The sequence below is a fragment of the Ruegeria sp. AB8 genome, assembly GCF_056542605.1.
The window spans coordinates 40,919-64,335 of the sequence record NZ_JBQGAB010000006.1 but is presented as its reverse complement, the minus strand read 5'-3'; the positions used below and the strand labels follow the sequence as shown (position 1 = coordinate 64,335).

The 23,417-nt window shown below is 57.7% G+C and carries 23 protein-coding genes; 12 read left to right on the top strand and 11 right to left on the bottom strand.

Features of this window, described 5'->3' with window-relative positions; translation table 11 throughout:
• Positions 1-125: 125 nt before the first annotated feature.
• Positions 126-1,712 (top strand): APC family permease, encoded by a 1,587-nt coding sequence (locus ACR0CG_RS07830; protein WP_480523908.1) that lies wholly within the window; start codon positions 126-128, stop codon positions 1,710-1,712.
• Between the two features lie 98 nt (positions 1,713-1,810).
• On the opposite strand, the gene lon is transcribed toward ACR0CG_RS07830, so the two are convergent.
• The 3 genes from lon to ACR0CG_RS07815 all read right to left on the bottom strand — a co-directional run bounded on the left by lon (position 1,811) and on the right by ACR0CG_RS07815 (position 6,539).
• Positions 1,811-4,219: an endopeptidase La gene (lon, locus tag ACR0CG_RS07825; protein ID WP_480523906.1), complete on the bottom strand. Its 2,409-nt coding sequence runs from the start codon at positions 4,217-4,219 to the stop codon at positions 1,811-1,813.
• Between the two features lie 213 nt (positions 4,220-4,432).
• A complete protein-coding gene (gene tgt / locus ACR0CG_RS07820; RefSeq protein ID WP_480523904.1) occupies positions 4,433-5,563 on the bottom strand; it encodes a tRNA guanosine(34) transglycosylase Tgt in 1,131 nt (376 codons plus the stop codon).
• A 64-nt stretch (positions 5,564-5,627) separates the two neighbouring features.
• A complete protein-coding gene (locus ACR0CG_RS07815) occupies positions 5,628-6,539 on the bottom strand; it encodes a nucleoside hydrolase (RefSeq protein ID WP_480523902.1) in 912 nt (303 codons plus the stop codon).
• 174 nt (positions 6,540-6,713) lie between these two features.
• Here ACR0CG_RS07815 and ACR0CG_RS07810 point away from each other — a divergent pair, with 174 nt between their 5' ends.
• From ACR0CG_RS07810 to ACR0CG_RS07800, 3 genes are all read left to right on the top strand, one after another.
• A complete protein-coding gene (locus tag ACR0CG_RS07810) occupies positions 6,714-7,604 on the top strand; it encodes an SPFH domain-containing protein (protein WP_170616816.1) in 891 nt (296 codons plus the stop codon).
• A complete protein-coding gene (locus ACR0CG_RS07805) occupies positions 7,604-7,882 on the top strand; it encodes an NfeD family protein (protein WP_480523900.1) in 279 nt (92 codons plus the stop codon). Before ACR0CG_RS07810 ends, ACR0CG_RS07805 begins: the two co-directional genes overlap by 1 nt.
• A gap of 95 nt (positions 7,883-7,977) precedes the next feature.
• On the top strand, positions 7,978-8,340 hold the full coding sequence (locus ACR0CG_RS07800; protein ID WP_170616812.1) for an SUF system Fe-S cluster assembly protein: 363 nt from the start codon (positions 7,978-7,980) through the stop codon (positions 8,338-8,340).
• Between the two features lie 237 nt (positions 8,341-8,577).
• Here ACR0CG_RS07800 and ACR0CG_RS07795 read toward each other — a convergent pair whose 3' ends face one another.
• A complete protein-coding gene (locus tag ACR0CG_RS07795) occupies positions 8,578-8,916 on the bottom strand; it encodes a hypothetical protein (protein WP_170806265.1) in 339 nt (112 codons plus the stop codon).
• A gap of 213 nt (positions 8,917-9,129) precedes the next feature.
• Between ACR0CG_RS07795 and ACR0CG_RS07790 the strand changes: the two genes are divergently transcribed.
• Entirely contained in the window at positions 9,130-9,495 is a 366-nt protein-coding gene (locus ACR0CG_RS07790) for a HesB/IscA family protein (protein WP_170616808.1), read from the top strand.
• Between the two features lie 196 nt (positions 9,496-9,691).
• Positions 9,692-10,441: a triose-phosphate isomerase gene (gene tpiA, locus ACR0CG_RS07785; RefSeq protein WP_480523897.1), complete on the top strand. Its 750-nt coding sequence runs from the start codon at positions 9,692-9,694 to the stop codon at positions 10,439-10,441.
• Here tpiA and ACR0CG_RS07780 read toward each other — a convergent pair whose 3' ends face one another.
• The 6 genes from ACR0CG_RS07780 to ACR0CG_RS07755 form a co-directional block, all read right to left on the bottom strand.
• Complete coding sequence (locus tag ACR0CG_RS07780; protein ID WP_480523895.1) at positions 10,442-10,753, bottom strand: DMT family transporter; 312 nt, start codon at positions 10,751-10,753, stop codon at positions 10,442-10,444.
• Between the two features lie 154 nt (positions 10,754-10,907).
• Entirely contained in the window at positions 10,908-12,284 is a 1,377-nt protein-coding gene (locus tag ACR0CG_RS07775; protein ID WP_480523894.1) for a TRAP transporter large permease, read from the bottom strand.
• Positions 12,284-12,961: a TRAP transporter small permease gene (locus ACR0CG_RS07770; protein WP_480523892.1), complete on the bottom strand. Its 678-nt coding sequence runs from the start codon at positions 12,959-12,961 to the stop codon at positions 12,284-12,286. The genes ACR0CG_RS07775 and ACR0CG_RS07770 overlap by 1 nt, the downstream gene beginning before the upstream one ends.
• 112 nt (positions 12,962-13,073) lie before the next feature.
• Positions 13,074-14,075: a DctP family TRAP transporter solute-binding subunit gene (locus tag ACR0CG_RS07765; RefSeq protein ID WP_480523890.1), complete on the bottom strand. Its 1,002-nt coding sequence runs from the start codon at positions 14,073-14,075 to the stop codon at positions 13,074-13,076.
• Between the two features lie 371 nt (positions 14,076-14,446).
• Positions 14,447-15,676: a sigma-54-dependent transcriptional regulator gene (locus ACR0CG_RS07760; RefSeq protein WP_480523888.1), complete on the bottom strand. Its 1,230-nt coding sequence runs from the start codon at positions 15,674-15,676 to the stop codon at positions 14,447-14,449.
• Positions 15,673-17,406: a sensor histidine kinase gene (locus tag ACR0CG_RS07755; protein WP_480523886.1), complete on the bottom strand. Its 1,734-nt coding sequence runs from the start codon at positions 17,404-17,406 to the stop codon at positions 15,673-15,675. The genes ACR0CG_RS07760 and ACR0CG_RS07755 overlap by 4 nt, the downstream gene beginning before the upstream one ends.
• 47 nt (positions 17,407-17,453) lie before the next feature.
• On the opposite strand from ACR0CG_RS07755, the gene ACR0CG_RS07750 reads away from it, so the two are divergent.
• A complete protein-coding gene (locus ACR0CG_RS07750; protein WP_480523884.1) occupies positions 17,454-18,629 on the top strand; it encodes a cytochrome P450 in 1,176 nt (391 codons plus the stop codon).
• A gap of 153 nt (positions 18,630-18,782) precedes the next feature.
• On the opposite strand, the gene ACR0CG_RS07745 is transcribed toward ACR0CG_RS07750, so the two are convergent.
• Entirely contained in the window at positions 18,783-19,262 is a 480-nt protein-coding gene (locus ACR0CG_RS07745) for an Lrp/AsnC family transcriptional regulator (RefSeq protein WP_480523882.1), read from the bottom strand.
• Positions 19,263-19,406: 144 nt separating this feature from the next.
• Here ACR0CG_RS07745 and cobA point away from each other — a divergent pair, with 144 nt between their 5' ends.
• The 5 genes from cobA to ACR0CG_RS07720 all read left to right on the top strand — a co-directional run bounded on the left by cobA (position 19,407) and on the right by ACR0CG_RS07720 (position 23,383).
• Positions 19,407-20,183, top strand: a complete 777-nt coding sequence (gene cobA, locus ACR0CG_RS07740; protein WP_170676887.1) for a uroporphyrinogen-III C-methyltransferase — start codon at positions 19,407-19,409, stop codon at positions 20,181-20,183.
• Positions 20,183-20,497: a DUF2849 domain-containing protein gene (locus ACR0CG_RS07735; protein ID WP_170676885.1), complete on the top strand. Its 315-nt coding sequence runs from the start codon at positions 20,183-20,185 to the stop codon at positions 20,495-20,497. Before cobA ends, ACR0CG_RS07735 begins: the two co-directional genes overlap by 1 nt.
• Before the next feature lie 66 nt (positions 20,498-20,563).
• A complete protein-coding gene (locus ACR0CG_RS07730; protein ID WP_480523880.1) occupies positions 20,564-22,228 on the top strand; it encodes a nitrite/sulfite reductase in 1,665 nt (554 codons plus the stop codon).
• Complete coding sequence (locus ACR0CG_RS07725) at positions 22,218-22,979, top strand: phosphoadenylyl-sulfate reductase (RefSeq protein WP_170806258.1); 762 nt, start codon at positions 22,218-22,220, stop codon at positions 22,977-22,979. The genes ACR0CG_RS07730 and ACR0CG_RS07725 overlap by 11 nt, the downstream gene beginning before the upstream one ends.
• Positions 22,976-23,383, top strand: a complete 408-nt coding sequence (locus tag ACR0CG_RS07720; RefSeq protein ID WP_321253205.1) for a DUF934 domain-containing protein — start codon at positions 22,976-22,978, stop codon at positions 23,381-23,383. Before ACR0CG_RS07725 ends, ACR0CG_RS07720 begins: the two co-directional genes overlap by 4 nt.
• Positions 23,384-23,417 lie beyond the last annotated feature (34 nt).

The following is a 23,417-nucleotide window of genomic DNA, read 5'->3' as shown; positions in this document are numbered from 1 at the left end:
GCCTCAAAACCAACAAGTTGAGCAGATTGAGGGTTGCTCGAGAGCAAGCTTGTCACAGCGCGTTCCCCCCGCCTATCCTGACCGGGATTGATCGGTAATTCCGGGCATTATTTTCAGGAATGTTTATGGCTGAATTGAAGCGCGATATTGGTCTTGTTGGCCTGACCTTCATTTCGGTTGGTGGCATTATTGGCTCGGGCTGGCTGTTCGGACCTATGTTGGCCGTGCAACATGCTGGTCCTGCGGCCATCCTTTCCTGGATCATCGGCGCGGTTGCCATGTTTGTTCTGGCCATAACATTTGCCGAAATCTCGGCCATGCTGCCGATATCCGGTGGAATTGCACGGGTGCCTCAGTTTTCACATGGCAACATAGTCTCGATGGCCATGGGCTGGACAGCCTGGATCGGATATAACACCACCGCACCAATCGAAGTTGAGGCGATGTTGAAATACCTCGCGCCCTATGCGCCCTGGCTGCATGCTGCGGATACCGGCGATCTGACCGGGGCTGGCATTGCGGTTGCGCTGGTTTTCATGCTTCTGTTCGTCGCGGTCAACGCATTGGGGGTGAAGTTTTTCACGCGGGTCAACGCCGCGCTGACGTGGGCCAAAATCGCTATCCCTATCGTTCTGTCGATCCTGCTGATCGCGACACGGTTCAACACCGAAAACTTCACTCAGCCAGGTGGTTTTGCGCCCTATGGATTACAGGGCATCATGGCAGCGGTGTCGACCGGAGGCGTGATATTCTCTTTCATCGGATTTCGCCACGTGGTCGACATGGCCGGTGAAGTTCGAAACCCCAAATTCGCCATCCCCGCAGCCCTGGTTCTATCCATCGTTCTGTGCGCGGCCCTGTATCTGGGACTTCAGATCGCCTTCATTGGCGCGCTTGATCCCGAAATGCTGAAAAACGGTTGGGCACAATTGAACTTTGGCGGCCAGGGTCCGCTGGACGGAATAATCATGTCCGTGGGGATCATCTGGTTTCTCAGCCTGCTCAACGTCGGCTCGGTGATCGGACCTTTTGGCAACGGATTGGTGGCCACTGGCTCGAACGCGCGTATTGCCATGGCGTTGTCCAAAAACGGATTTCTACCCCATCGCCTGCAAATGCTGTCTTCGTTCGGCGTGCCGCTTTGGGCACTGGCGCTGAATTTTCTGATCGGAACGCTTTTCCTGCTGACCGTACCTTTCGCCACAGTAATCGCGTTGAACGGAGCGGCCATCGTCCTGTCATTCGCCGTCGGCCCAATCGCCGTGGTCTGCTTGCGCCACCTCATGCCCGATCACCCGCGTTCGATCCGCATCCCGACCGTCAAGGTGGTCGCCGTCACGGCCTTTGCCGTTGCCACACTGGTCGTCTACTGGAGCGGTTGGGACACGGTCTGGCGCCTTGGCATTGCGTTGATCGTGGGAATGGTTCTTCTGTTGCTGCGATTCCGCAACCGTTTGGACGAAATGGACGTGACCGAAGCCTTGTGGCTGGCGCCCTATTTTGCCGGTATCGGGCTGATCTCTTTCCTTGGGCAATTCGGCGAAGGCGCGCAAAAGCAGATCCCCTTTGGATGGGATATCCTTCTATGTATCCTGTTTTCCGCTGTGATCTTCAGCCTTGCCGTCCGTTCAGCCCTATCCACTGAAAAGTTTCAGGAATACATCGCCGAAGAAGAAATACTGGATCCCAAGGAACCCGTTGTCGGGTTCTGAATAACCGAGTGACCCAAATGAAAAAGCCCGCCGCAATTGCCGCAGGCTTCTCCATATTCTCTCAGGTGGCCAGTATCCCGGCCCTGACTTCCGGTAACTTAATGTGCAGTCGCCGACGGTCCGGTGCTTTCGGGTGCCTTGGCGGCGGCTGCCGCTGCTTCCTCGGCCGCTTCGTCCCATTCGATGGGATCTGGCGCGCGAACAAGCGCCTGCTCCAGAACTTCCGAGACATGCTTGACCGGAATAATCTTGAGGCCTTCCTTAACGTTATCCGGAATGTCCGCCAGATCCTTCTCGTTCTCTTCCGGGATCAGCACCGTCTTGATGCCTCCCCGCAGGGCAGCCAGCAGCTTTTCTTTCAAACCGCCAATCGGCATTGCATTCCCGCGAAGCGACACCTCGCCCGTCATGGCAATGTCCTTACGCACCGGAATTCCGGTCAGGACCGATACAATCGACGTTACCATCGCCAAACCGGCCGAAGGACCGTCCTTGGGGGTTGCCCCATCCGGAACGTGCACGTGAATATCCAACGTGTCGAACTTGGGCGGTTTCACACCGATCTGAGGTGAAATCGACCGCACATAAGACGAGGCCGCGTCGATGGATTCCTTCATCACGTCGCCCAGCTTGCCGGTGGTCTTCATCCGCCCTTTGCCGGGCAGTTTCAGCGCCTCGATATGCAGCAGATCACCCCCTACCGAGGTCCAAGCCAGACCGGTAACAACACCAACCTGATCGTCCTGCTCAGCAAGACCATAGCGGAACTTCGGCACGCCCAGGAATTCATCAAGATTGTCCGGCGTAACCGTGACGGATTCAGCCTCTTTTTTGATTATCTTGGTCAGCGATTTCCGCGCCACCTTGGCGATCTCACGTTCCAGGTTCCGCACCCCGGCTTCACGGGTGTAGATGCGAATGATCTTCTGGAGCGCCTCGTCGGTCAGATCAAACTCCTTGGTTTTCAGACCATGGTTCTTGACCTGTTTGCCGATCAGGTGCTGTTTGGCGATCTCGCTCTTTTCCTCTTCTGTGTAGCCGGCCAGCGGGATGATCTCCATCCGGTCCAGCAGAGGCCCGGGCATGTTGTAGCTGTTCGACGTGGTCAGGAACATCACGTTCGACAGGTCATATTCCACCTCAAGATAGTGGTCCATGAACGTGCTGTTCTGTTCCGGGTCCAACACCTCCAGCATTGCCGAAGCCGGGTCGCCACGGAAGTCCTGCCCCATCTTGTCGATTTCATCGAGCAGGATAAGCGGGTTCGTGGTCTTCGCCTTTTTCAGCGCCTGGATGATCTTACCGGGCATCGAGCCGATATAGGTCCGACGGTGACCGCGGATCTCGGATTCATCGCGCACACCGCCCAGCGAGATGCGAATGAACTCGCGCCCCGTGGCTTTGGCAACCGATTTACCAAGCGAAGTCTTACCCACACCCGGAGGGCCAACAAGGCACAGGATCGGACCTTTCAGCTTCTTCGAGCGCTGCTGCACCGCGAGATACTCAACGATCCGTTCCTTGACCTTCTCAAGACCATAGTGGTCGGCATCCAGAATGTCCTGCGCGCGGCCAAGATCCTTTTTGACACGGGATTTGGTGCCCCATGGCAGAGCCAGAATCCAATCCAGATAGTTGCGCACCACTGTTGCCTCGGCCGACATGGGCGACATGTTCTTGAGCTTTTTCAGCTCGCCTTCGGCCTTTTCGCGGGCCTCTTTCGACAGCTTGGTCTCGGCTATTTTGGCTTCCAGTTCGGCAACCTCGTTGCTACCGTCCTCGCCATCGCCAAGCTCTTTCTGAATGGCCTTCATCTGCTCATTCAGATAATATTCGCGCTGCGTCTTCTCCATCTGGGATTTGACGCGGGTCTTGATCTTTTTCTCGACCTGCAGAACCGACATTTCGCCCTGCATCAGGCCGTAGACCTTCTCGAGCCGTTCGCTGACGGACAGAGTTTCCAGCAACTCCTGCTTTTGCTCGACTTCAATACCCAGATGACCTGACACGAGGTCAGCCAGCTTGGCGGGCTCAGTTGTCTCGCCAACTGCTGCAAGCGCTTCTTCGGGAATGTTCTTGCGCACTTTGGCATAGCGCTCGAACTCGTCCGCAACGGTGCGCAGCAGCGCCTCGGTCGTGGTCACATCGCCGGGAATTTCGGTCAGATACTCCGCACGGGCTTCGAAGAAATCGTCGTTTTCGAGGAATTCGGTGATCTGCACGCGTGCCTGCCCTTCAACCAGTACCTTGACGGTGCCATCGGGCAGCTTCAGCAGCTGCAGTACGTTCGCCAGAACACCGGATTGGTAAATCCCTTCGATGGTGGGATCGTCGTCACCCGGATCAATCTGGCTGGACAGCAATATCTGCTTGTCGTCCTGCATCACTTCTTCCAGTGCACGGACGGATTTTTCCCGCCCCACGAACAGCGGCACGATCATGTGCGGAAAAACCACGATGTCGCGCAAAGGCAGTACGGGGTATGAGGAATTCAGAGGCTCTTGCATGCTCAATCCTTATCATTGGCAAGACGGCACTGGTCCCTAGAAAGGCAACCTTTGGCCATCTCCTGTCTTGGACGATAAAGGTGGGGCGCGGACCGCCTGTTTTCAACCTCATCGCCGTTTGTCGGCAATCAGAATGACCGGATGATTTACCGACTGCAAGGCGTCGCGCGGACATATCCACGAATTTTGTTGAAACCCAACCGGATTTGCCGCCTAAACAGGCTCAATATCCCCTTCCGCACGCTGCGCGTGAAAGTCACCTTGCCACGCCGCAAACCGACCTTCGGAAATCGCGTCTCGCATTCCCTGCATAATCTCTTGAAAATAGTGCAGATTGTGCCATGTCAGCAGCATCCCCGAAATCATCTCGTTCGAACGGAAAACATGGTGAAGGTAAGCGCGCGAGTAGTTTGAACAGGCCGGGCAGCTGCAGGCCTCATCCAGCGGGCGCGGGTCGTCCGCGTGACGGGCATTCTTGATGTTGACCACACCGCGACGGGTGAAAACCTGCCCTGTTCGCCCAGACCGCGACGGCAGCACACAATCCATCATGTCGATCCCGCGTGCGACGGCACCCACGATGTCGTCAGGCTTGCCAACCCCCATCAGGTAACGGGGCTTGTCCGAGGGAAGATAGTCCGGCGCGTATTCAAGGCAGTCGAACATGGCTTCCTGCCCCTCGCCCACGGCCAGACCGCCGACGGCATAGCCTTCGAAGCCGATTTTCTTCAATGCCTCGGCGCTTTCCTCGCGCAGGTCGCGTTCCAGCCCGCCTTGCATGATCCCGAACAGTGCATGGCCCGGACGATCCCCGAACGCCTCGCGCGACCGGTCGGCCCATCGCATCGACAGGCGCATGGATTCTGCGATACGGTCCCGATCGGCTGGCAACGCTGGGCACTCATCGAAACACATGACGATGTCCGATCCCAAGAGCCGCTGGATTTCCATTGACCGCTCGGGCGTCAATTCATGTTTTGACCCATCGACATGGGATTTGAAAGTCACGCCTTTTTCCGTCAGCTTGCGCAGCCCGGCCAGCGACATCACCTGAAATCCGCCCGAGTCCGTCAGGATCGGCCGTTCCCAGTTCATGAATTTATGCAATCCGCCCAGGCGATCGATCCGCTCAGCGGTGGGGCGCAACATCAGGTGATATGTATTGCCCAACAGTATATCGGCCCCTGTGGCGCGAACGCTTTCCGGCATCATCGCCTTGACGGTCGCGGCTGTCCCGACGGGCATGAAAGCAGGCGTTCGAACCTCACCCCTTGGGGTGTGGATCACACCGGATCTGGCCTTGCCGTCGGTGGCCTCTAGGTCAAAGGAAAAACGGTCTGTCATTGTGTCGCCTCGGGGTCGCTGAACCGGGCAGGATTTGCCTGATCCGCCTGCCCTTTGCAACCCGTCAGGGCAAAGTGACAACGCGCTCCGTGAACAACGCCACAACGCCTTCGCCGTCGACATCCCTGCAAACGCGAATTGCGGGACGGGACGGGTCTGGACGCGTGGCACCGTTTTCCTCCCCACCGACGATCACGCGCAGGCCTGTCTCGACCATGTCGAACATCGGTTCGTGAGAGCATGCAATTACGGCGGTCGAGTCGTGCAACCCGCATCCTTCCAACCCACCGATTTCCTTATAAAACTTGAGGTAGAACTTTGAAATGTCGCGCAAAAAGACGCCCATGTTTGGGGAACTTTCGGCTAGCGCATCGAAGTCCGCGCCCCGGTAAAGGGTCTTCAGCGTGACGTCCAATCCAACCAGAACCGTATTCGGGGGGGCCGCAAAAACGAAATCCGCTGCTCGGGCATCGTGGTAAATGTTGGCTTCTGCGTGGGCGGTGATGTTTCCGGGGCAATACACGGCGCCCCCCATGATCACCAGCCGACCCAGATTTTGGGAAAACTCCGGGTCCAAGCGCATCGCATCGGCGATGTTGGTCAACGGACCAACCGCACAAACGACCAGTTCGCCTTTGTGTTCGCGTGCCATTTCGACCAGAAATTCTGCCGCTGGCAGGGGATGGTTTTCACCGATCTGCGGGATCTCCGTCAGGTCTCCGAACCCTTCCGGCCCGTGGACATGTTCGGACGGCACATGTGCGTCCGTCTCAAGCGGAAAGGCTGCGCCTTCCGCGACTGCAGCATCAAGGCCGAGTTTGTGCAGCAAAAACCGCGCATTACGGCTGGATTGATGCACATGCGTGTTTCCGAAAATGGTCGTCAGACCAATCAGGTCAATTTCCGGCGCGGCGGCGGCGTAGGCAATAGCCATCGCATCGTCGATTCCCGGATCTGTGTCGATAATCAGTTTCATATGCGCCCGATACCGCAATCATGACAGGATGCAAAGCGGACACATCTGTTGTCTTCCCTCGAACTTCGACGCCTTCACTGGTTTGCATCCGAGTCCAATCTGTCCATACCAGAGTTGAAATCGGGCGACTCAACCCCCAAGTGTATACCATAGTACACAATAAAGAGGACAGAAATGACCGAAGATCAGATTATCGGATTGCTTTCATCGAACATCATTTACCTGCTCGCGGCGGCCCTAATCGTAATCGTCATCCTGAAGGGCATCAAAATCGTCCCGCAATCCGAAAAGTTCGTGATTGAACGCTTCGGTCGGCTGCACTCGGTTTTGGGGCCCGGAATCAATTTTATCGTTCCTTTCCTGGATGTTGCGCGCCACAAGATATCCATTCTTGAACGTCAGCTTCCAAACGCGACGCAGGATGCGATCACCAAGGATAACGTTCTGGTCCAGATCGATACATCGGTGTTCTACCGCATTCTTGAGCCTGAAAAGACAGTCTACCGAATCCGTGACGTCGACGGTGCGATTGCGACCACAGTGGCAGGTATCGTGCGCGCTGAGATCGGCAAAATGGATCTGGATGAAGTACAGTCGAACCGCGCCCAGTTGATCTCCCAAATCCAGGAAAGTGTCGAAACAGCCGTCGATGACTGGGGTATCGAAGTGACCCGCGCCGAAATTCTGGACGTTAATTTGGACCAAGCGACCCGTGACGCCATGTTGCAGCAGCTGAACGCCGAACGCGCACGCCGGGCTCAGGTTACCGAAGCCGAAGGCATGAAGCGCGCTGTTGAACTGCAGGCCGATGCCGAACTTTATGCGGCGGAACAAACCGCCAAGGCCCGGCGTATTCAAGCCGAAGCAGAGGCTTATGCGACCGGTGTCGTTGCCAAGGCAATTCAGGACAACGGCATCGAGGCCGCTCAGTATCAGGTCGCTTTGAAACAGGTCGAATCGCTTAACGCATTGGGCAACGGGACCGGAAAACAGACGATCGTCGTACCGGCAAACGCCCTTGAGGCTTTCGGTGATGCGTTCAAGATGCTGAAAGGAGCAAAGTGATGGCAGATCCCTTCTGGCTGACCTGGTGGATCTGGATGGCCGCCGCATTGGCCTTGGGAATCCTTGAAATCGTGCTGCCGGGTTTCATCTTTCTTGGCTTTGCCATCGGTGCCGCAATCACGGGTATCCTGCTGATTTTGCCGGGGCTTCCACCCTCGCTGCCGATACTGTTGCTGATCTTCGCGGTTTTGTCGCTGGTGTCCTGGCTGGTTCTTCGGCGTATATTCGCGCTGCCCCATGGTCAGGTCAAAACGTTCAACCACGATATCAATGACTGAACGGGGATGGCGCCCAAGGCGGGCGCCATTGCCGCACTGGACGCTGGTCCGGCCTTTCCCTATATATTTTCTCAGGTAACAAACCCGAGGCAAGAATGACGCATCCCAGTGAACAGTTTGAAGGCACGCCGCTGATTGCCCCTTCGACCATCGAACACCCCCTGTACGAGGCCGTGGTCGAGGCATGCCGAACGGTTTATGATCCTGAAATTCCAGTGAATATCTATGATCTCGGGCTAATCTACACAATCGAGATTGCCGAGGACAATGCAGTCAAAGTCATCATGACCCTGACCGCACCGGGCTGCCCCGTCGCCGGAGACATGCCGGGCTGGATCGTTGAAGCTGTTGAGCCGGTTGCTGGCATCAAGGAAGTTGACGTCGAACTGACCTGGGAACCACCGTGGGGAATGGAAATGATGTCTGACGAGGCCCGACTGGAACTCGGATTTATGTGACCAGAGAATTATTTCTCAAGAATCAATCTGTTGTCGTCAAAAAGTCATCCAACTGTTACACGGCTGTAGCAAAACTTTCATACACCTGCGCAACAAATCGGTGTGTCGACGAAATAGTGCATTCCATTTGTCGTTCGCACGGGCTGCTGGATCGCCTGCCCTCCTTGAAATCTCCGGCCCGAATATTGGACCGCTTTTGCCCGAGGGCGGTCCAGAACGTTCAGGGTAAACTGCAATTTACTGATTGCCGCAGGTCGATTTGATCTCTGCTGCCCTATCGTCCAATTGCTTGACGTAATCTCCGGACAGCATTTGCAGTCTTTTGCCTTCGGTGCCGGTTACCAGACCAAGCAATGCGCCCGCGGGCGTAATTGCCGCCACACTTTCCAACTGCTTGTCTTCGGCATGCTTCTTTTCTGAGGCAATCGCGCGCAGATCGCCTTCAGCGGTTGCGCAATTGACAGGGTGTCTGGGCCCGTCCGACGCAGCCCAGGCAGTGCCAGCCAAAACGGCAAAACTCAGCCCCAACAGCGCCAGCGGCGCATTTGATTTCAGATATTTTGACCGCACTGCCATATTTGCAAACCTCGTGACTGTTGTTGCACCAAAGGACGGATATCTGTTGCCCCTTCGGATCAGGCTAATCCGGCCAGCGGCGCTGGTGCAAGGCGACCGGTGCCCGCAAACCGGCCGTTTCAAAGCAAATCTTCGCAATCATAGGCCGCGCTCACTTGAGCCCGGTGATCGAAAGCCCTAAATTAGTGTCAACGCGACGACGGAGATCCCCTGATGTTTGGCATTCCTGGCAAACAGGCTGTAACCATGACGCCCAAGGCGGCCGAGCAGATTGCTCGTCTGATGGCCTCGGCCGGACATGCCGGGCTGCGCATCGGCGTGAAAAAAGGCGGATGCGCCGGCATGGAATATACCATGGACTATGTGGATCAGGCGGACCCTAACGACGAGGTTGTCGAACAGGACGGTGCACGGGTCATGATTGCACCCATGGCGCAAATGTTTCTGTTCGGGACCGAGATCGACTACGAGGTCACTCTGTTGGAGTCCGGCTTCAAGTTCCGCAATCCAAATGTTGTTGATGCATGCGGCTGCGGCGAGTCGATCAAGTTCGACGAGGCGCTGACTGAACAGCGATAAGGCGTCTGTGCGTCGCATCAACATTCTCCCCAAGGTTCCCGGGTTTCCGGCCACCTATTGAACAGGTGTGCCGTATGTATTGGCGCAGACGGAATTTCCGGCGTTTGACCGTCCAGCACCCCTTGCGCGGAATTGTCAGGTGGGGCGTAGGGTGCTATCCGAAAATGAAATGATGTCAAAATGAATAGGTGCAGGGATGCGGCGCAAGCTGGCGGCTGGAAACTGGAAAATGAACGGAACCAGCGAAGCGCTGGGCGAGCTTGAGGTGCTGGCCGGCACCCACCCTGCCCCAACTGTCGATATTCTGATCTGCCCTCCGGCCACACTGGTTCACCGCGCCGCGCAGGCGACGCAGGGAACCGGCATTACTATCGGCGGCCAAGATTGCCACGCGGCCCCGAACGGCGCCCACACCGGCGATATCAGCGCCGACATGCTGGTCGACGCTGGCGCAACGACCGTCATTCTGGGGCATTCGGAACGACGCGAGGATCATTCCGAACAGAATGAGGACATTCGTGCCAAAGCCCGCGTCGCGATGGACGCCGGTCTTAAGACCGTTATCTGCGTTGGTGAAAGTCTGGAACAACGCGAAGCCGCCAATACGCTTGATATTATTGGCGGCCAGATGTCGGGGTCCATTCCGGATCAGTCGACCGGTGAAAACCTGATCGTCGCGTATGAGCCGATCTGGGCCATCGGAACCGGAAAAGTTCCCACTCTGAACGAGATCGGAGAGGTTCACGACTTTATTCGCGCGCGTCTGGAGCGCCGCTTTGGCGAAGGTGTCGGGCGCTCGGTCCGGTTGCTTTATGGCGGTTCGGTAAAGCCTAGCAACGCAGCAGATATTTTCGCCGTCTCCAATGTCGATGGTGCGCTGGTTGGCGGCGCAAGCCTGAAAGCCGCCGATTTCTCGGGGATCATCGAGGCACTGGAAAACGCCTGATCAGGCAAGCTTCATCGTGATCATCCCGGCCACGATCAGAACCGCCGCGCAGATGCGCGTGGCGGTTACCGCTTCGCCCAGAAACAAGATACCGACCAGAAACGCGCCAACGGCGCCAATCCCTGTCCAGACGACATAAGCTGTGCCCAATGGCAGCGTCCGCATTGCCAGCGCAAGCAGGGCGAACGATCCCAACATCGACACGCCCATAATCGCGGTGGGCCAAAACCGGGTAAAACCGTCCGATTGCTTCATGGCAAAGGCCCAGACGATTTCAAGCAGTCCGGCAGTTAACAGAATGATCCAGGGCATATGAGAGACCTCGTTTTGCCCGGGCCGTCCCGGAGAATTTCCCATTTTGGGGAGGTCGTCCTCTGAGCGGCAGATAGTCACTCAATTCTGTTCTTCAAGACAAAACCGGGCGGATCGCGCCGCCCGGTTTTTTGCGTTGTCATTTAGACGCTGTTTAATTGGTCACGATTTCCGGCCCCATGAAGGTGTTGGGCAGGAAGGTCGACAACCACGGAATGTACGTCACCATGATGAGGAAGACGAACAGCACCGCAAGGAACGGCAGCGCGGCCTTCACGACGCCCATCATAGGCATTCCCGCAACGCCCGAGGTCACGAACAGGTTAAGGCCGACCGGTGGCGTGATCATTCCAATCTCCATGTTCACCACCATGATGATGCCCAGGTGGATCGGGTCGATGCCCAGTTCGATGGCAATCGGGAACACCAGTGGCGCAACGATGACGAGCAGGCCTGAGGGTTCCATGAACTGACCACCGATCAGAAGGATCACGTTGACCACAATCAGAAACGTAATCGGCCCCAAGCCCGCCGACAGCATCGCGCTGGCGATATGCTGCGGCACCTGTTCGTCGGTCAACACATGTTTCAGGATCAGTGCGTTGGCAATCACGAACAATAGTGTGACGGTCAGCTTTCCAGCCTCGAACAGCGTGTGCTTGGTATCCGGGTGAAAGAGCGCGGTGACCAGTGCATAGGGTTTCTTCAACAGCGAGATATTCTGCGCGTCACCCTCGCTGCTAAGCGGCCCCATGTCCTTGTAGACGAAGCAGGCGATCAGGAACGCATATACTGCGGCCACTGCGGCAGCTTCGGTCGGCGTGAAGATACCGCCGTAAATGCCGCCCAGGATGATCACGATCAGGAACAGGCCCCAACCAGCTTCACGCGCTGATGCGAATATCTCGCCCCAGCCTTTCCAGTCGCCCTTGGGCAGGTTCTTGACCTTCGCCATCACATAGATTGCTACCATCAGCATCAAACCGGCCATCAGGCCCGGAATGACGCCTGCCAGGAACATGCGGCCGACCGAAACCTCGACTGCCGCTGCATAAACCACCATGACGATCGAAGGAGGGATCAGGATACCCAGGGTTCCTGCGTTACAGATCACACCGGCCGCGAATTCTTTGGAATACCCAACCTGTCGCATTCCAGCGATAACGATCGAACCGATTGCGACCACCGTTGCAGGGGATGACCCCGACAGGGCTGCAAACAACATACAGGCAAACACGCCCGCAATCGCCAGCCCGCCGGGCAAATGGCCCACACAGGCAATCGAAAAGCGAATGATCCGGCGCGCCACGCCCCCTGTCGTCATGAAGGACGACGCCAGGATAAAGAACGGGATCGCGAGCAGAGTGAAGTGCCCCTCGAATGCCTCAAACAGCGTACCGGCAACCGAGGCGAGCGAGCTGTCGGAATAGATCAGCAGGAACAGGGTCGAGCTGAGGCCAAGTGCCACCGCGATCGGAACGCCGATCAGCAGCAGGCCAATGACCATCGAGAAAAGAAGAACTACATCCATCAGTCATGCTCTCCTTGCTGAGCCCGGACTTCTTCGATCTCGTCCTCGACTTCGTGGCTGGCGACAAGCCGGTCAGTTTCACCGCGCCAGATCTGCACTGCGACTTGCGAAAAGCGGATCACCAGCAGCAGCATGGACACTGGCAACACCAGATACGGCACCACCTTGGGAAGCTTCTCGTATTCCTCGCCATAGTTGATGAGACCCTCAAGAAAGCGCAGCGGCGCGACCATAGGGATATCGTCAACTTCGTAGAAACTCTGGCTGCGCGCTCCGCTATCGAACCCTGTCGGGAACCAGCGTCCGGATGTGGGTGGCAGGTCGGCAAACACAGCCCAATAGTCATACGACCCTTTCAGCAGCAGCAGCGAAAACACCAGACAGCACGCGACGGCGATCAGCGCCAGTATCCGGCGCGGCGCCGGAGCCAGCATGTTCAGGATGGCATCGACCCCCAGATGCGCGTGTTTCTTCACCGCATAAGATGCGCCAAGCAACACTAGCCAGCCAAACATGAACACTGTCAGTTCAAGCGCCCACAATATGTTCGAATTAAAGAAGAAACGCGCGATCACATTTGCAAATGTAACGGCCGTCATCAGGCCCAGGAGCAATGCAATCAGGGTTTCTTCGATATGGTCGACCAGCCCGCCATGGCCGGATTTCGCACCAGACATCTATCTGTCCCCACATTTTTATTGTTGAGAAGGATTGGGGCGGGCCTTTTCGGCCCGCCCGGCCTGCGCGTCGATAACTCCCCAGTCCCCTGACGCGCGGCCTGGACCGGGATCAGAACCCGGCGTTGATTGCCTGAGCGGCGTCGATCTTTTCCTGACCTACATCGTCAGCGAACTTGTCCCAAACGGGTTTCATCGCATCAACCCAGGCCTGACGTTGTTCAGGGTTCAGTTCGCGAATTATTCCACCGGCGTCCGTGATCGAGGCTTTCGCCGCTTCGTTCACGGCAAAGGCTTCCTTGTTCCGGGTCTCGGTCACTTCGCTCAGAATGGTCAGGAACTGATCACGCACTTCCGGCTCGAGGCTGTCCAGCCAGTCGACCGACGTCACGACCAGATAATCGATGATACCGTGGTTGGTCTCGGTGATGCCGTCCTGCACCTCGAAGAACTTCTTGCCGTAGATGTTCGACCAGGTGTTCTCCTGTCCGTCCACAACGCCCTGCTGCAGCGCGCCGTAAACTTCCGAGAATGCCATCTTCTGCGGGCTGCCACCGATGGCTTCCATCTGCGCAACCAGAACGTCCGAAGACTGAACCCGGAACTTCAGGCCATCCGCATCAGACGGGTCAACCAGCGGTTTGTTCGCCGACATCTGCTTCATGCCATTGTGCCAGAAGGCCAGACCCTGCAGGCCGCGGCGCTGCATACTGTCTTTCATCGCCTGACCGTCCGCCGAGGCCTGGAAGGCATCCACGGCGTCGATATTCTTGAACATGAACGGCAGGTCGAACAGGCGGAACTGTTTGGTGAACTTTTCGAACTTCGATAACGACGGCGCGGCCAGCTGAACGTCGCCCTGCAGCATTGCCTCAAGAACCTTGTCGTCATTGTAGAGCGTGGAGTTCGGATAGACCTCCATGCACATGACGCCCTGCATCTCGTCATTGACGCGTTGTTCCAGCAGCGAGGCAGCGATGCCTTTCGGATGCTTGTCGGTGTTGGTCACGTGTGCAAACTTAACGACAATTTCGCCATCTTCGCACGCCGCCATCCCGGCAGTAGCCGTCACGGTCAGCGCAAGCGCGGTTGCAGTTGTTGTCAGGATTTTCATCTGTATTGTCCTCCCAGACTTCCTAGAACCCTTCATCGGGCACTCTTGCAGCGCCCCATGACGCGAAGTGAACCGAATCAGATCTCTTCTCACAACTTTTTGTTTCATGGCTGTTCTTTTGATATTTTATTGTTTTCTATCAAATACCTAGGTGAACTTAATACCTGAGATTTCAAGATCCCCAAGAAGCCATGTGCGGAAATCCGCACAGGCCTTTGGCGCACTGTGCGGATTTCCGCACTACGGCGACTCACGAGTTCCGAATCAAACACCAGGAGATTCGCACCGGTAGCAACTCCCTTGGGGCGGGATACTCCGCCAAGCGCGCATAACCGCAGAATTTTTAGGTAATACTGAGCCGCACGGCCGCGTCAGCGCCGATAGTCTTCCGGGCGGATGCCGTAGCGTGCAAGTTTGTCGTAAAACGTCTTTCGCGGCAGCTTCAGTGCACGCGCCGCTTCCGTGGCCTTCCCGTTATGCCTGCCCAAGGCGGTGATCAGCAGCGAACGTTCGACACGCGCCATCTGCTCGCTCAGCCCCAAATCAGCAGCCTGCGCGACATCTTCGGGCATTCCCAGAACAAATCGCATCGCAGCGGACATCAGCGAGCGCGCATTGCCCGGCCAGTCGCTGGCCATCAAGGACGCCAGATGTTCCGAGGTTATCTCGGGCGCGGCAATCCCCGCCTGCTCAGCGGCCTGCGCGACATAGTGGCGAAAGATGACCGGAATATCCTCGGGACGCTCTGCCAGCGACGGAATGCGCACCCGCATGACGTCCAGGCGATAGAACAGATCCGCATGAAAACGGCCCTGCGAAGACAATGCCGACAGGTCCGCTGTGGTGCCCGCCAGAATGCGGACCCCGGCGCCCTGCTCGACAATCTCAAGCGCGGCATATTGCGTAGCCTCGGGCATTGCCGACACTTCATCCAGAAACAGCGAGCCACCAGCGGCGTCATGACAGACCTGCACCAGCGCCGCCGCGGTCAGACCCGAGGATGGCCGCTTGACAAAGGGCCCCTGCGCCTGCGGCGACATCATATGGACCACTTCGGCAACCTTGGATATTCCACTTCCAGCCGGCCCGGTTACCAGAACCTCGGCGTTGGTCGGTGCTACGGTGCGGACACGTTCGCGCAGTGCTTCGGCCTGCTGGGACAGTCCGAACAACAATCGGGCGGCGGGATCACCGCGTTCCAATTCGTGTTTTAATGCGCGCTGTTCCAGAACCTGCGCACGGGCTTCCATGGCCCTCTTCAGAACCGCCAGAAGGTCGGCGGCGGCACAGGGTTTTTCAAGGAAATCGAAGGCACCCTGCCCCATGGCCTGCACCGCCATCGGAATGTCGCCCTCTCCGGTCAGAAGGATGACCGGCAGATCGGGGTCGATTTCATGCGCGTAATTCAGCAGATGAAACCCGTCTCGCCCCGGCATGCGGATGTCCGAGATGATGACACCGGGAAATTCGGCCTGGATATGGTCTTTCGCGGCCACAAATGACCCTGCTGGAATCGGAGCGTAATCGGCCAGTTCCAGCGTCTGCGCCAGGGCGTCCCGAACCGCCGCATCGTCGTCAACCAGTAGGACCTTGTGCATCATGCGGCCTTGTCATCCTCGTAATAATCCAGCTCGACGGTAAAACACGCGCCACTCTGTGAATTGTAACCCCGAATGTCGCCGCCGAAACTCTGAACCAGCCCATAAGAAATCGACAGGCCCAGCCCCATACCCTCGGACGAACCAACGGCCTTGGTCGAATAGAAGGGTTCAAACAGCTTTTCGGGATCCTCGATTCCCGGACCGTTGTCGCGCACGGTGACGGACACTCGCGCGTCGGTGTCGATCCATATGCGAATATATCGATCGTCCTGTTCGATCATGGCATCTGCGGCGTTGTTGATGAGGTTGACGAAAACCTGAACAAGCCGAACCTCACCACCCCAGGCGAAGACCGGTTCAACATCGGGCTGCCAATCCACTGTGACCCCTTCAGCGTGCAACCGTGCCGAGGTCAGTTCGACGGCTGTATTGATGACTTGAACAAGATCCACCTTTCCCATCGGTTCGCTTTCATTTCTGGCGAAGGCGCGCAGGTTCTTGATGATACGGGCCATACGCGCCGCCATTTCAGAAATACGCCCCAAGTTTTCGCGGGCCTTTTCACTCCGACCGCGCTCCATGAACGCGGCACCATTATCCGCAAACTGCTGAATGGCCATAAGCGGCTGGTTCAACTCGTGGCTGATACCCGCTGACATCTGCCCTAACGCGCTCAGCTTTCCGGCCTGCACCAGATCAGATTGCGCGCGCTTCAGGGCGGCTTCCGCTTCCATCCTCTCGGACACTTCGCGCCGCAAGGCCAGGTTTGCATCCGTCAGATCACGGGTTCGCCGCGCGACTTTGCTTTCCAGAACGGTGTTTGCCTCGGCCAAAGTGCGCCTGCGCTCAGTTGCCAGAAAAAGTAACGCCCCAAAGGCCAGACAGATTGCGGCAACCGCGGCGGCCTGTAATCCCGCCAAGCGCCGGGCCGGTGCTACGTCCACCAGCACCTCGGCCGTCATATCGATAACCGGCAGGTCAAGCGTCAGGTGCAGCGCGTGACGGGGCAAATAACGCCCCCAGTTCAGCGTCCACAATTCATGCCCGGCGACCCGGGTCGAGCTGAAATCGACCGTGCCGCCATCCGGCGGTGAAAGCCCTTGTTGTCCCTCTGCGCGCCGCCAGAACAGAAGATCGGACCTGTTCGAGATGAAGACAACGCCTTCCGCATCCACGAAGAATACCGCTTCGGTGCTGCCGCGCCAGGTTTGCTCAACATCCTGCACGTCCGCGACAACCATCAAAGCACCCTCAACCTGACCCGAGGGTCCAAAGGTCGGAGCCGCATAAGAATAAATCCGATCACCGCTTTCCGGCAGGGCCCCATGGGCACTTCCCATGGCCCCCTGCATGGCGCGCTCAAAAGCAGGATATCCGGCCATGTCGGGCTGCCTTATCGGCTGGGCCGCGACCAGAACCTGCCCGTTGGAATCCAAATACATCATGTTCACTGCAGCTGTCTTGTCGGACACATCCAGCAGCAGGGACCGGGCCGCCTGCCTGTCTGCCGGGGTTTCTAACTCGTGCAGGGCTGGATGATCGGCCATCAGGACCGCCAGCTCCTGATACACCTGCATCTGCGTGCTCAGCCGGTCTGCTGCAAGTTCAAGATCTGCCTCGGCCTTTTCGCTCAGTTGCGACAGGGCTTGACGATAGGCGTAGGACCAGACCCCGGCAGACAACAGTCCGACGACAAACAGAAATCCAAGGATCACCCAGACTCGATACATGACATAGGGTCTTGCATTCGACGCGCCTCATGGCAAGTCTGCGCCGCATGAAGACGCTATTTCAATCGCCGGTCGAACTCGGTTTCGTGCAGAACCCCTACCCATTCTATGACGAGGCGCGCCAATACGGCGACCTTGTGTATTGGGGCGACTACAACAAAGTGGCCGCTGTTTCTTATCGCGCTGTGCAAGCCCTGCTGAAGGATCGGAGGTTTGGCCGAGAGGTTCCGGCAGAATTGCGAGAACCCGGCCCCGCCCATCTGGCGCCGTGGTTGAATGTCGAAGCGCATTCCTTGCTGGAAGCTGAACCTCCACGGCACACGCGGCTGCGCGCCCTCGTCATGCGCGCCTTCACCACACGTTCAATCGCGTCCCTGGCGCCTTCGATCGAGCAGCTTTGCCACACCCTGATAGACCGGTTCCCCGCGACAGAGTTCGACCTTCTGGACGCCTATTGCACTCAGGTACCGGTCATTACGATCTGCCGTCTTCTGGGCGTCCCCGAGGACATGTCACCACAGTTGCTGCGATGGTCGCATGACATGGTCGCGATGTATCAGGCCAGCCGGAACCACCAGACCGGGGACAACGCGGCCCGGGCCGCACGGGAGTTTACCGATTTTCTGACCCGCTATATCGAACAGCGCCGCAGCGAACCCCGTGACGATCTGATCACGCGCCTGATAGCGGCCGAAGAGGACGGAGAAAAACTGTCCCGCGACGAAATGGTTGCCACTTGCATCCTGTTGCTGAACGCCGGGCACGAGGCCACGGTTCACTCCCTGGGGAACGGGGTGAAAACTCTGTTGCAAACCGGATCCCGTCCGCTTGCACCCGACGAAATCGATGCCGCCGTTGAAGAAATTCTGCGATATGATCCGCCACTGCACATGTTCACGCGCTATGCCTATGAGGATGTGGAGATCTTTGATCACCGCTTCAGCCGTGGCGATGAGGTTGCGCTGTTGCTGGGTGCCGCAAACCGCGACCCCGCGGTCTGGAATGCACCGAACACCTTCGATCCAACCCGGCCCATTGTCACAAACACCAGTTTCGGCGGCGGCCTGCACTTTTGCGTCGGCGCCCCACTGGCCCGTCTCGAGATGCGCATCGCACTGCAGGTGTTGTTCCAGCGGGCGCCAGAACTACGGCTGTCGGTACAGCCGGAATATTCGAACAGCTATCACTTTCATGGGCTTACCCGGCTGCCTGTTCACGTCTGAGTTTCAGCAGATGCCGACTGAATAGCGCATAATGCGCTATGCCTCCGGCGGGGATATTTATAGCCAGATGAAATCGGATCCTTTATTCATCTGGCCCCAAATATCCCAGGGGAGGCGCGCTTAAGCGCGGCGGGGGAAGCGCCCCCCACTTCGTTAACCAACAACCAACGCACTCAGCGGTAGCATCGTCGTTGATTTGATCTCTTCCATCGACAAAAGGGCCGTGACGTTGTGCACCCTGACTTCCGAGATCAGGGTCTGATAAAAATCGTCGTAGGCGCGGGCATTTCTGACGCGCACCTTGAGGATGTAGTCGATGTCACCAGCAAGGCGGTGCGCCTCCTGCACTTCTGGTCGGTCCCTCAGCGCCTTTAGGAACTTACGCTGCCACTCCGCCTCATGTTCTGAAGTCCGGATCAGAACAAAGAACGTCGCCTCGAACCCCAGTGCCTCGGCATCCAGCAACACTGTCTGTTGACCAATGACCCCTGCACTTTTGAGTTTTCGGATTCGGTTCCAGACAGGTGTCTTGGAACTGCCGACCCTTGCAGCGATTTCATCCAGTGACTGACTGGCGTCGCGTTGCAGCTCGACCAGAATTTTCCGATCCGTATCATCAATCCGCACCGACATTCCAATTTCCTTCCATTTCCGGAACCAGCGTCCCAAAGCTCAGCCTGATTGGAACGTATGTTCTTATTTACTCGCCCATATGGCATTAATCCGGGAATATTTCCTATATTGAGGGTCAAGTCAAACACAGGTCGAGATCCTCAGATGCGGCAATCGCACACATATACGGATACAGGGCACGTCGATTTCGTCGGCGCAGGTCCGGGTGATCCGGAATTGCTGACGCTTAAGGCGCTGAACGCGTTTGAGCGTGCGGATATCGTTCTGCATGACCGCCTGATCAGCCCCGAAATTCTGGCGCTGGCCGGCAAGACCGCTGAACTGGTCGATGTTGGCAAGGCCGGCTTCGGACCCTCATGGAAACAGGAAGACATCGACGCATTATTGGTGGACTACGCACTGAAGGGTCAGCGTGTGGTCCGTCTGAAGTCGGGGGACCCCACTGTATTCGGGCGTCTGGACGAAGAAATCGAAGCGGTCGAGGCTGCAGGTGTTTCCTGGCAGATCATTCCCGGCATCACTGCCGCCTCTGCCGCTGTTGCTGGCATCGGTCAAAGCCTGACGCGCCGCGGTCGCAATTCCTCGGTGCGGTACCTGACGGGTCACGACATGAAGGGTTTTGCCGACCACGACTGGAATGCACTGGCGCGTCCCGGTTCCGTGGCTGCAATCTATATGGGCAAGAAATCCGCCCGTTTCATTCAGGGCCGTCTGATCATGCACGGTGCTGACCGCGCAACCCCTGTCACCATCGTCGAAAACGCGTCGCGCCCAGGCCAAAGGGTGCTGTCCACGACGCTGGACCAATTGCCCACCGATCTGCATGCCGCCGCAATGGACGGCCCCGCACTGACCCTTTATGGCCTCGCACCGCGCCGTGCAGCCGAGGCCCTGACCGAATTCAACAAGGAGCTTGCCTGATGGCCCGCGCTTTTACACCCAAAGTGGTTACAGCCAACGACCTGCTGGAAGGAGACGTCATTTATCTGACCGAAGACGATCGCTGGTCACGCGATCTGTCCGAGGCTGAACTGATTACTGACGAAGCTCACGCACAGGTGCGTCTGCTGGATGCCGCACGTCAGGCGAATACCATCGTTGGCGCATATCTGGCCGACGCGGTCGCTGGCAAACGCGGCCCCGAGCCCACTCATTTTCGGGAAGACTTCCGCCGGACTGGTCCGTCCAACTATGCCCACGGCAAACAGGAAACTTCCCCGCAGCCCCGGGCCTGACCTCTGGCCCCTCACTCTCCCCTACAAGGCCCCAAGGTTCGGGGCTGCAACTAAGGACAGCTAATCATGTATCGCTACTCCGAGTTCGACACAGCATTTTTGGCAGAACGCAACGCGCAGTTCCGCGCGCAGGTCGAGCGTCGCATCGACGGCTCGCTCACCGAAGACGAATTCAAACCCCTGCGCCTGATGAACGGCCTGTATCTGCAACTGCACGCCTACATGCTGCGCGTAGCGATCCCTTACGGGACGCTGAACAGCGCTCAGATGCGTCAGCTGGCCCTACTGGCCGAAAAGTGGGACAAGGGCTATGGCCACTTCACCACCCGTCAGAACATCCAGTACAACTGGCCGAAACTGAATGACGTGCCGGATATGCTGGACGCGCTGGCCGAGGTTGGGATGCACGCCATTCAGACCTCGGGCAACACCATCCGCAACGTGACCGCCGACCATTTCGCCGGTGCCGCCGCGGATGAGGTCGCCGACCCGCGCCCCTATGCGGAACTGCTGCGTCAGTGGTCCACCGACCACCCGGAATTCCAGTTCATGCCGCGTAAGTTCAAGATCGCCATCACCGGCTCGGAAAACGACCGCGCCGTGATTAAGGCGCATGACATCGGCCTGCAACTGGTCGAGCGTGACGGCGTTCTGGGGGCTCGTGTCATCGTGGGTGGCGGTTTGGGCCGTACGCCAATGATTGGCAAGGAACTGTCCGAATTCGTCGCCTTTGACGACCTGCTGGCTTATCTCGAAGCCACCGTTTCCGTGTGGAACCAGATCGGCCGCCGCGACAACAAATACAAGGCGCGCATCAAGATCACCGTGCATGAGCATGGCATCGACGCCATCCGTGCCAAGGTGAATGAGCGCTTCCTGAAGGTTCGCCCGCAGTTCAAAGGCGCGGACATGTCGCTGCTGGACGAAATCAAGGGCCACTTCGCTGCCCCCGCCTTCCGAGAGGGTTCGGTTGCGTCGTTTGAATCTGCCTACACCAACGATCCGGTCTTCCGCTCGTGGATCGATACGAACATCGCACCGCACAAGAACGCAGACCACGCGATTGTCACGATCTCGATCAAGAAGCACGGCCAGACGCCGGGCGATGCAACGGCCGAGCAGATGCGGGTCATGGCCGATCTGGCCGAAGAGTTCGCCTATGACGAGCTGCGCATCAGCCATGAGCAGAACGTGATCCTGCCGCATGTCCATAAATCGGACCTGCCTGCAATCCATGCGAAGCTGAAGGAATACGAACTGGCAACCGCTAATATCGGCCTGATCAGCGACATCATCGCCTGCCCCGGCATGGATTACTGTGCACTGGCGACCGCTCGTTCGATCCCGGTTGCGCAAGAGATTGCAACCCGCTTCGAGGAGTTGAAGCTCGAGCATAATATCGGCCACCTGAAGATCAAGATCTCGGGCTGCATCAACGCTTGTGGTCACCACCACGTGGGTCATATTGGCATCTTGGGTTTGGATCGTGCCGGCGTCGAAAACTACCAGATCACTCTGGGCGGTGATGCCACCGAAAGCGCGGCCATCGGCGATCGAACTGGTCCGGGCTTTGCTTACGATGAGATCGTCCCCGCCGTAGAACGCATCGTCGAAACCTACTTGAACCAGCGCGAAAGCGCAGAGGAGACGTTCCTGGAAACATACCGCCGCGTTGGCATGGCGCCGTTCAAGGCGGCGCTTTACCCCGAGGCACAGGCCAATGCCGCTTGACCTGATCCAGACGGAACTGGGTAAAGACCGAAGTGAACTGACTGAACGGGTCGAGGACCTCAACGCCCGATTCCGCCACCACAGTGCACACGACGTGATGCATGGCGCGATTGAAGAGATCGATGAGCTTGCCCTTGTGTCAAGCTTTGGGGCGGAATCGGTGGTGTTGCTGCACATGGCGGCTGTTGTTGACAAAGCAACGCCCGTCCTGTTCATCGACACTCAGATGCTGTTCACCGAAACGCTGGAATATCAGCAGGAGGTCAGCGAGCGTCTTGGACTGAGAAACGTTCGGATCATCAGGGCGGACGATGAAGACGTCCAGCGCGATGACCCCTATGGAGCCTTGCGCCTGCGCGACACGGATGCGTGCTGCAACCTGCGCAAGACATTCCCGCTGCAAAAGGCCCTTATGGGCTATTGCGGCTGGATCACCGGGCGCAAAAGGTTTCAGGCCGGCACCCGCGCCGCGCTCGACTTTTTCGAGGTCGAGGACGGAACAGGCCGGATCAAGGTCAACCCGCTGGCACATTGGGCACCCGAAGATGTGCGCGCCTACATGGACGAAAACCGCCTGCCCCGGCATCCGCTGGTGGCAAAAGGATATCCCTCAATCGGCTGTGCGCCCTGCACCTCGCCGGTCAAAGAGGGCGAAGACCCCCGCGCCGGACGCTGGCGCGATCAGAACAAGGAAGAATGCGGCATCCATTTTGTCGACGGCAAGATGGTGCGTGTTGGAGAAAAGCAATGAATGTAATCGTAACGGATCAGGGGTTTTCCCCCGATGATTGGACCGACGGCTTTGTTTCGCTGGATGATGCCGCCAATGACGTGGTTGCCCTGGATGTAAGTTCAGACACCGACCCGGATGAACTCTACGATCGTCTTGGCCGAGCCGAACTGGTGCGGGTCGATTTCCCGTCCTTCGCAGATGGCCGCGGCTTTACCATCGCCCGCACACTGCGCCTGAAAGGCTATACCGGGCGTCTGCGCGCCAAGGGGCACGTTCTGGCAGACCAATACGCCATGGCGCGGCGCAGCGGCTTTGACGAGGTCGAGATTGATGATGGCCTTGCCACCCGTCAGCCCGAAGATCAGTGGCTTGCCCGCGCCAACTGGAAAGAGAACAACTATCAGGCCCGCCTGCGCGGTTAAGGCCGCACATCGCCAGCTTGTGACAGAAAGGGGG

Coding starts and splice junctions, on each gene's coding strand:
- ACR0CG_RS07830 (WP_480523908.1), top strand. CDS start 126: ATGGCTGAATTGAAGCGCGATATTGGTCTTGTTGGCCTGACCTTCATT.
- lon (WP_480523906.1), bottom strand. CDS start 4,219: ATGCAAGAGCCTCTGAATTCCTCATACCCCGTACTGCCTTTGCGCGAC.
- tgt (WP_480523904.1), bottom strand. CDS start 5,563: ATGACAGACCGTTTTTCCTTTGACCTAGAGGCCACCGACGGCAAGGCC.
- ACR0CG_RS07815 (WP_480523902.1), bottom strand. CDS start 6,539: ATGAAACTGATTATCGACACAGATCCGGGAATCGACGATGCGATGGCT.
- ACR0CG_RS07810 (WP_170616816.1), top strand. CDS start 6,714: ATGACCGAAGATCAGATTATCGGATTGCTTTCATCGAACATCATTTAC.
- ACR0CG_RS07805 (WP_480523900.1), top strand. CDS start 7,604: ATGGCAGATCCCTTCTGGCTGACCTGGTGGATCTGGATGGCCGCCGCA.
- ACR0CG_RS07800 (WP_170616812.1), top strand. CDS start 7,978: ATGACGCATCCCAGTGAACAGTTTGAAGGCACGCCGCTGATTGCCCCT.
- ACR0CG_RS07795 (WP_170806265.1), bottom strand. CDS start 8,916: ATGGCAGTGCGGTCAAAATATCTGAAATCAAATGCGCCGCTGGCGCTG.
- ACR0CG_RS07790 (WP_170616808.1), top strand. CDS start 9,130: ATGTTTGGCATTCCTGGCAAACAGGCTGTAACCATGACGCCCAAGGCG.
- tpiA (WP_480523897.1), top strand. CDS start 9,692: ATGCGGCGCAAGCTGGCGGCTGGAAACTGGAAAATGAACGGAACCAGC.
- ACR0CG_RS07780 (WP_480523895.1), bottom strand. CDS start 10,753: ATGCCCTGGATCATTCTGTTAACTGCCGGACTGCTTGAAATCGTCTGG.
- ACR0CG_RS07775 (WP_480523894.1), bottom strand. CDS start 12,284: ATGGATGTAGTTCTTCTTTTCTCGATGGTCATTGGCCTGCTGCTGATC.
- ACR0CG_RS07770 (WP_480523892.1), bottom strand. CDS start 12,961: ATGTCTGGTGCGAAATCCGGCCATGGCGGGCTGGTCGACCATATCGAA.
- ACR0CG_RS07765 (WP_480523890.1), bottom strand. CDS start 14,075: ATGAAAATCCTGACAACAACTGCAACCGCGCTTGCGCTGACCGTGACG.
- ACR0CG_RS07760 (WP_480523888.1), bottom strand. CDS start 15,676: ATGATGCACAAGGTCCTACTGGTTGACGACGATGCGGCGGTTCGGGAC.
- ACR0CG_RS07755 (WP_480523886.1), bottom strand. CDS start 17,406: ATGTATCGAGTCTGGGTGATCCTTGGATTTCTGTTTGTCGTCGGACTG.
- ACR0CG_RS07750 (WP_480523884.1), top strand. CDS start 17,454: ATGAAGACGCTATTTCAATCGCCGGTCGAACTCGGTTTCGTGCAGAAC.
- ACR0CG_RS07745 (WP_480523882.1), bottom strand. CDS start 19,262: ATGTCGGTGCGGATTGATGATACGGATCGGAAAATTCTGGTCGAGCTG.
- cobA (WP_170676887.1), top strand. CDS start 19,407: ATGCGGCAATCGCACACATATACGGATACAGGGCACGTCGATTTCGTC.
- ACR0CG_RS07735 (WP_170676885.1), top strand. CDS start 20,183: ATGGCCCGCGCTTTTACACCCAAAGTGGTTACAGCCAACGACCTGCTG.
- ACR0CG_RS07730 (WP_480523880.1), top strand. CDS start 20,564: ATGTATCGCTACTCCGAGTTCGACACAGCATTTTTGGCAGAACGCAAC.
- ACR0CG_RS07725 (WP_170806258.1), top strand. CDS start 22,218: ATGCCGCTTGACCTGATCCAGACGGAACTGGGTAAAGACCGAAGTGAA.
- ACR0CG_RS07720 (WP_321253205.1), top strand. CDS start 22,976: ATGAATGTAATCGTAACGGATCAGGGGTTTTCCCCCGATGATTGGACC.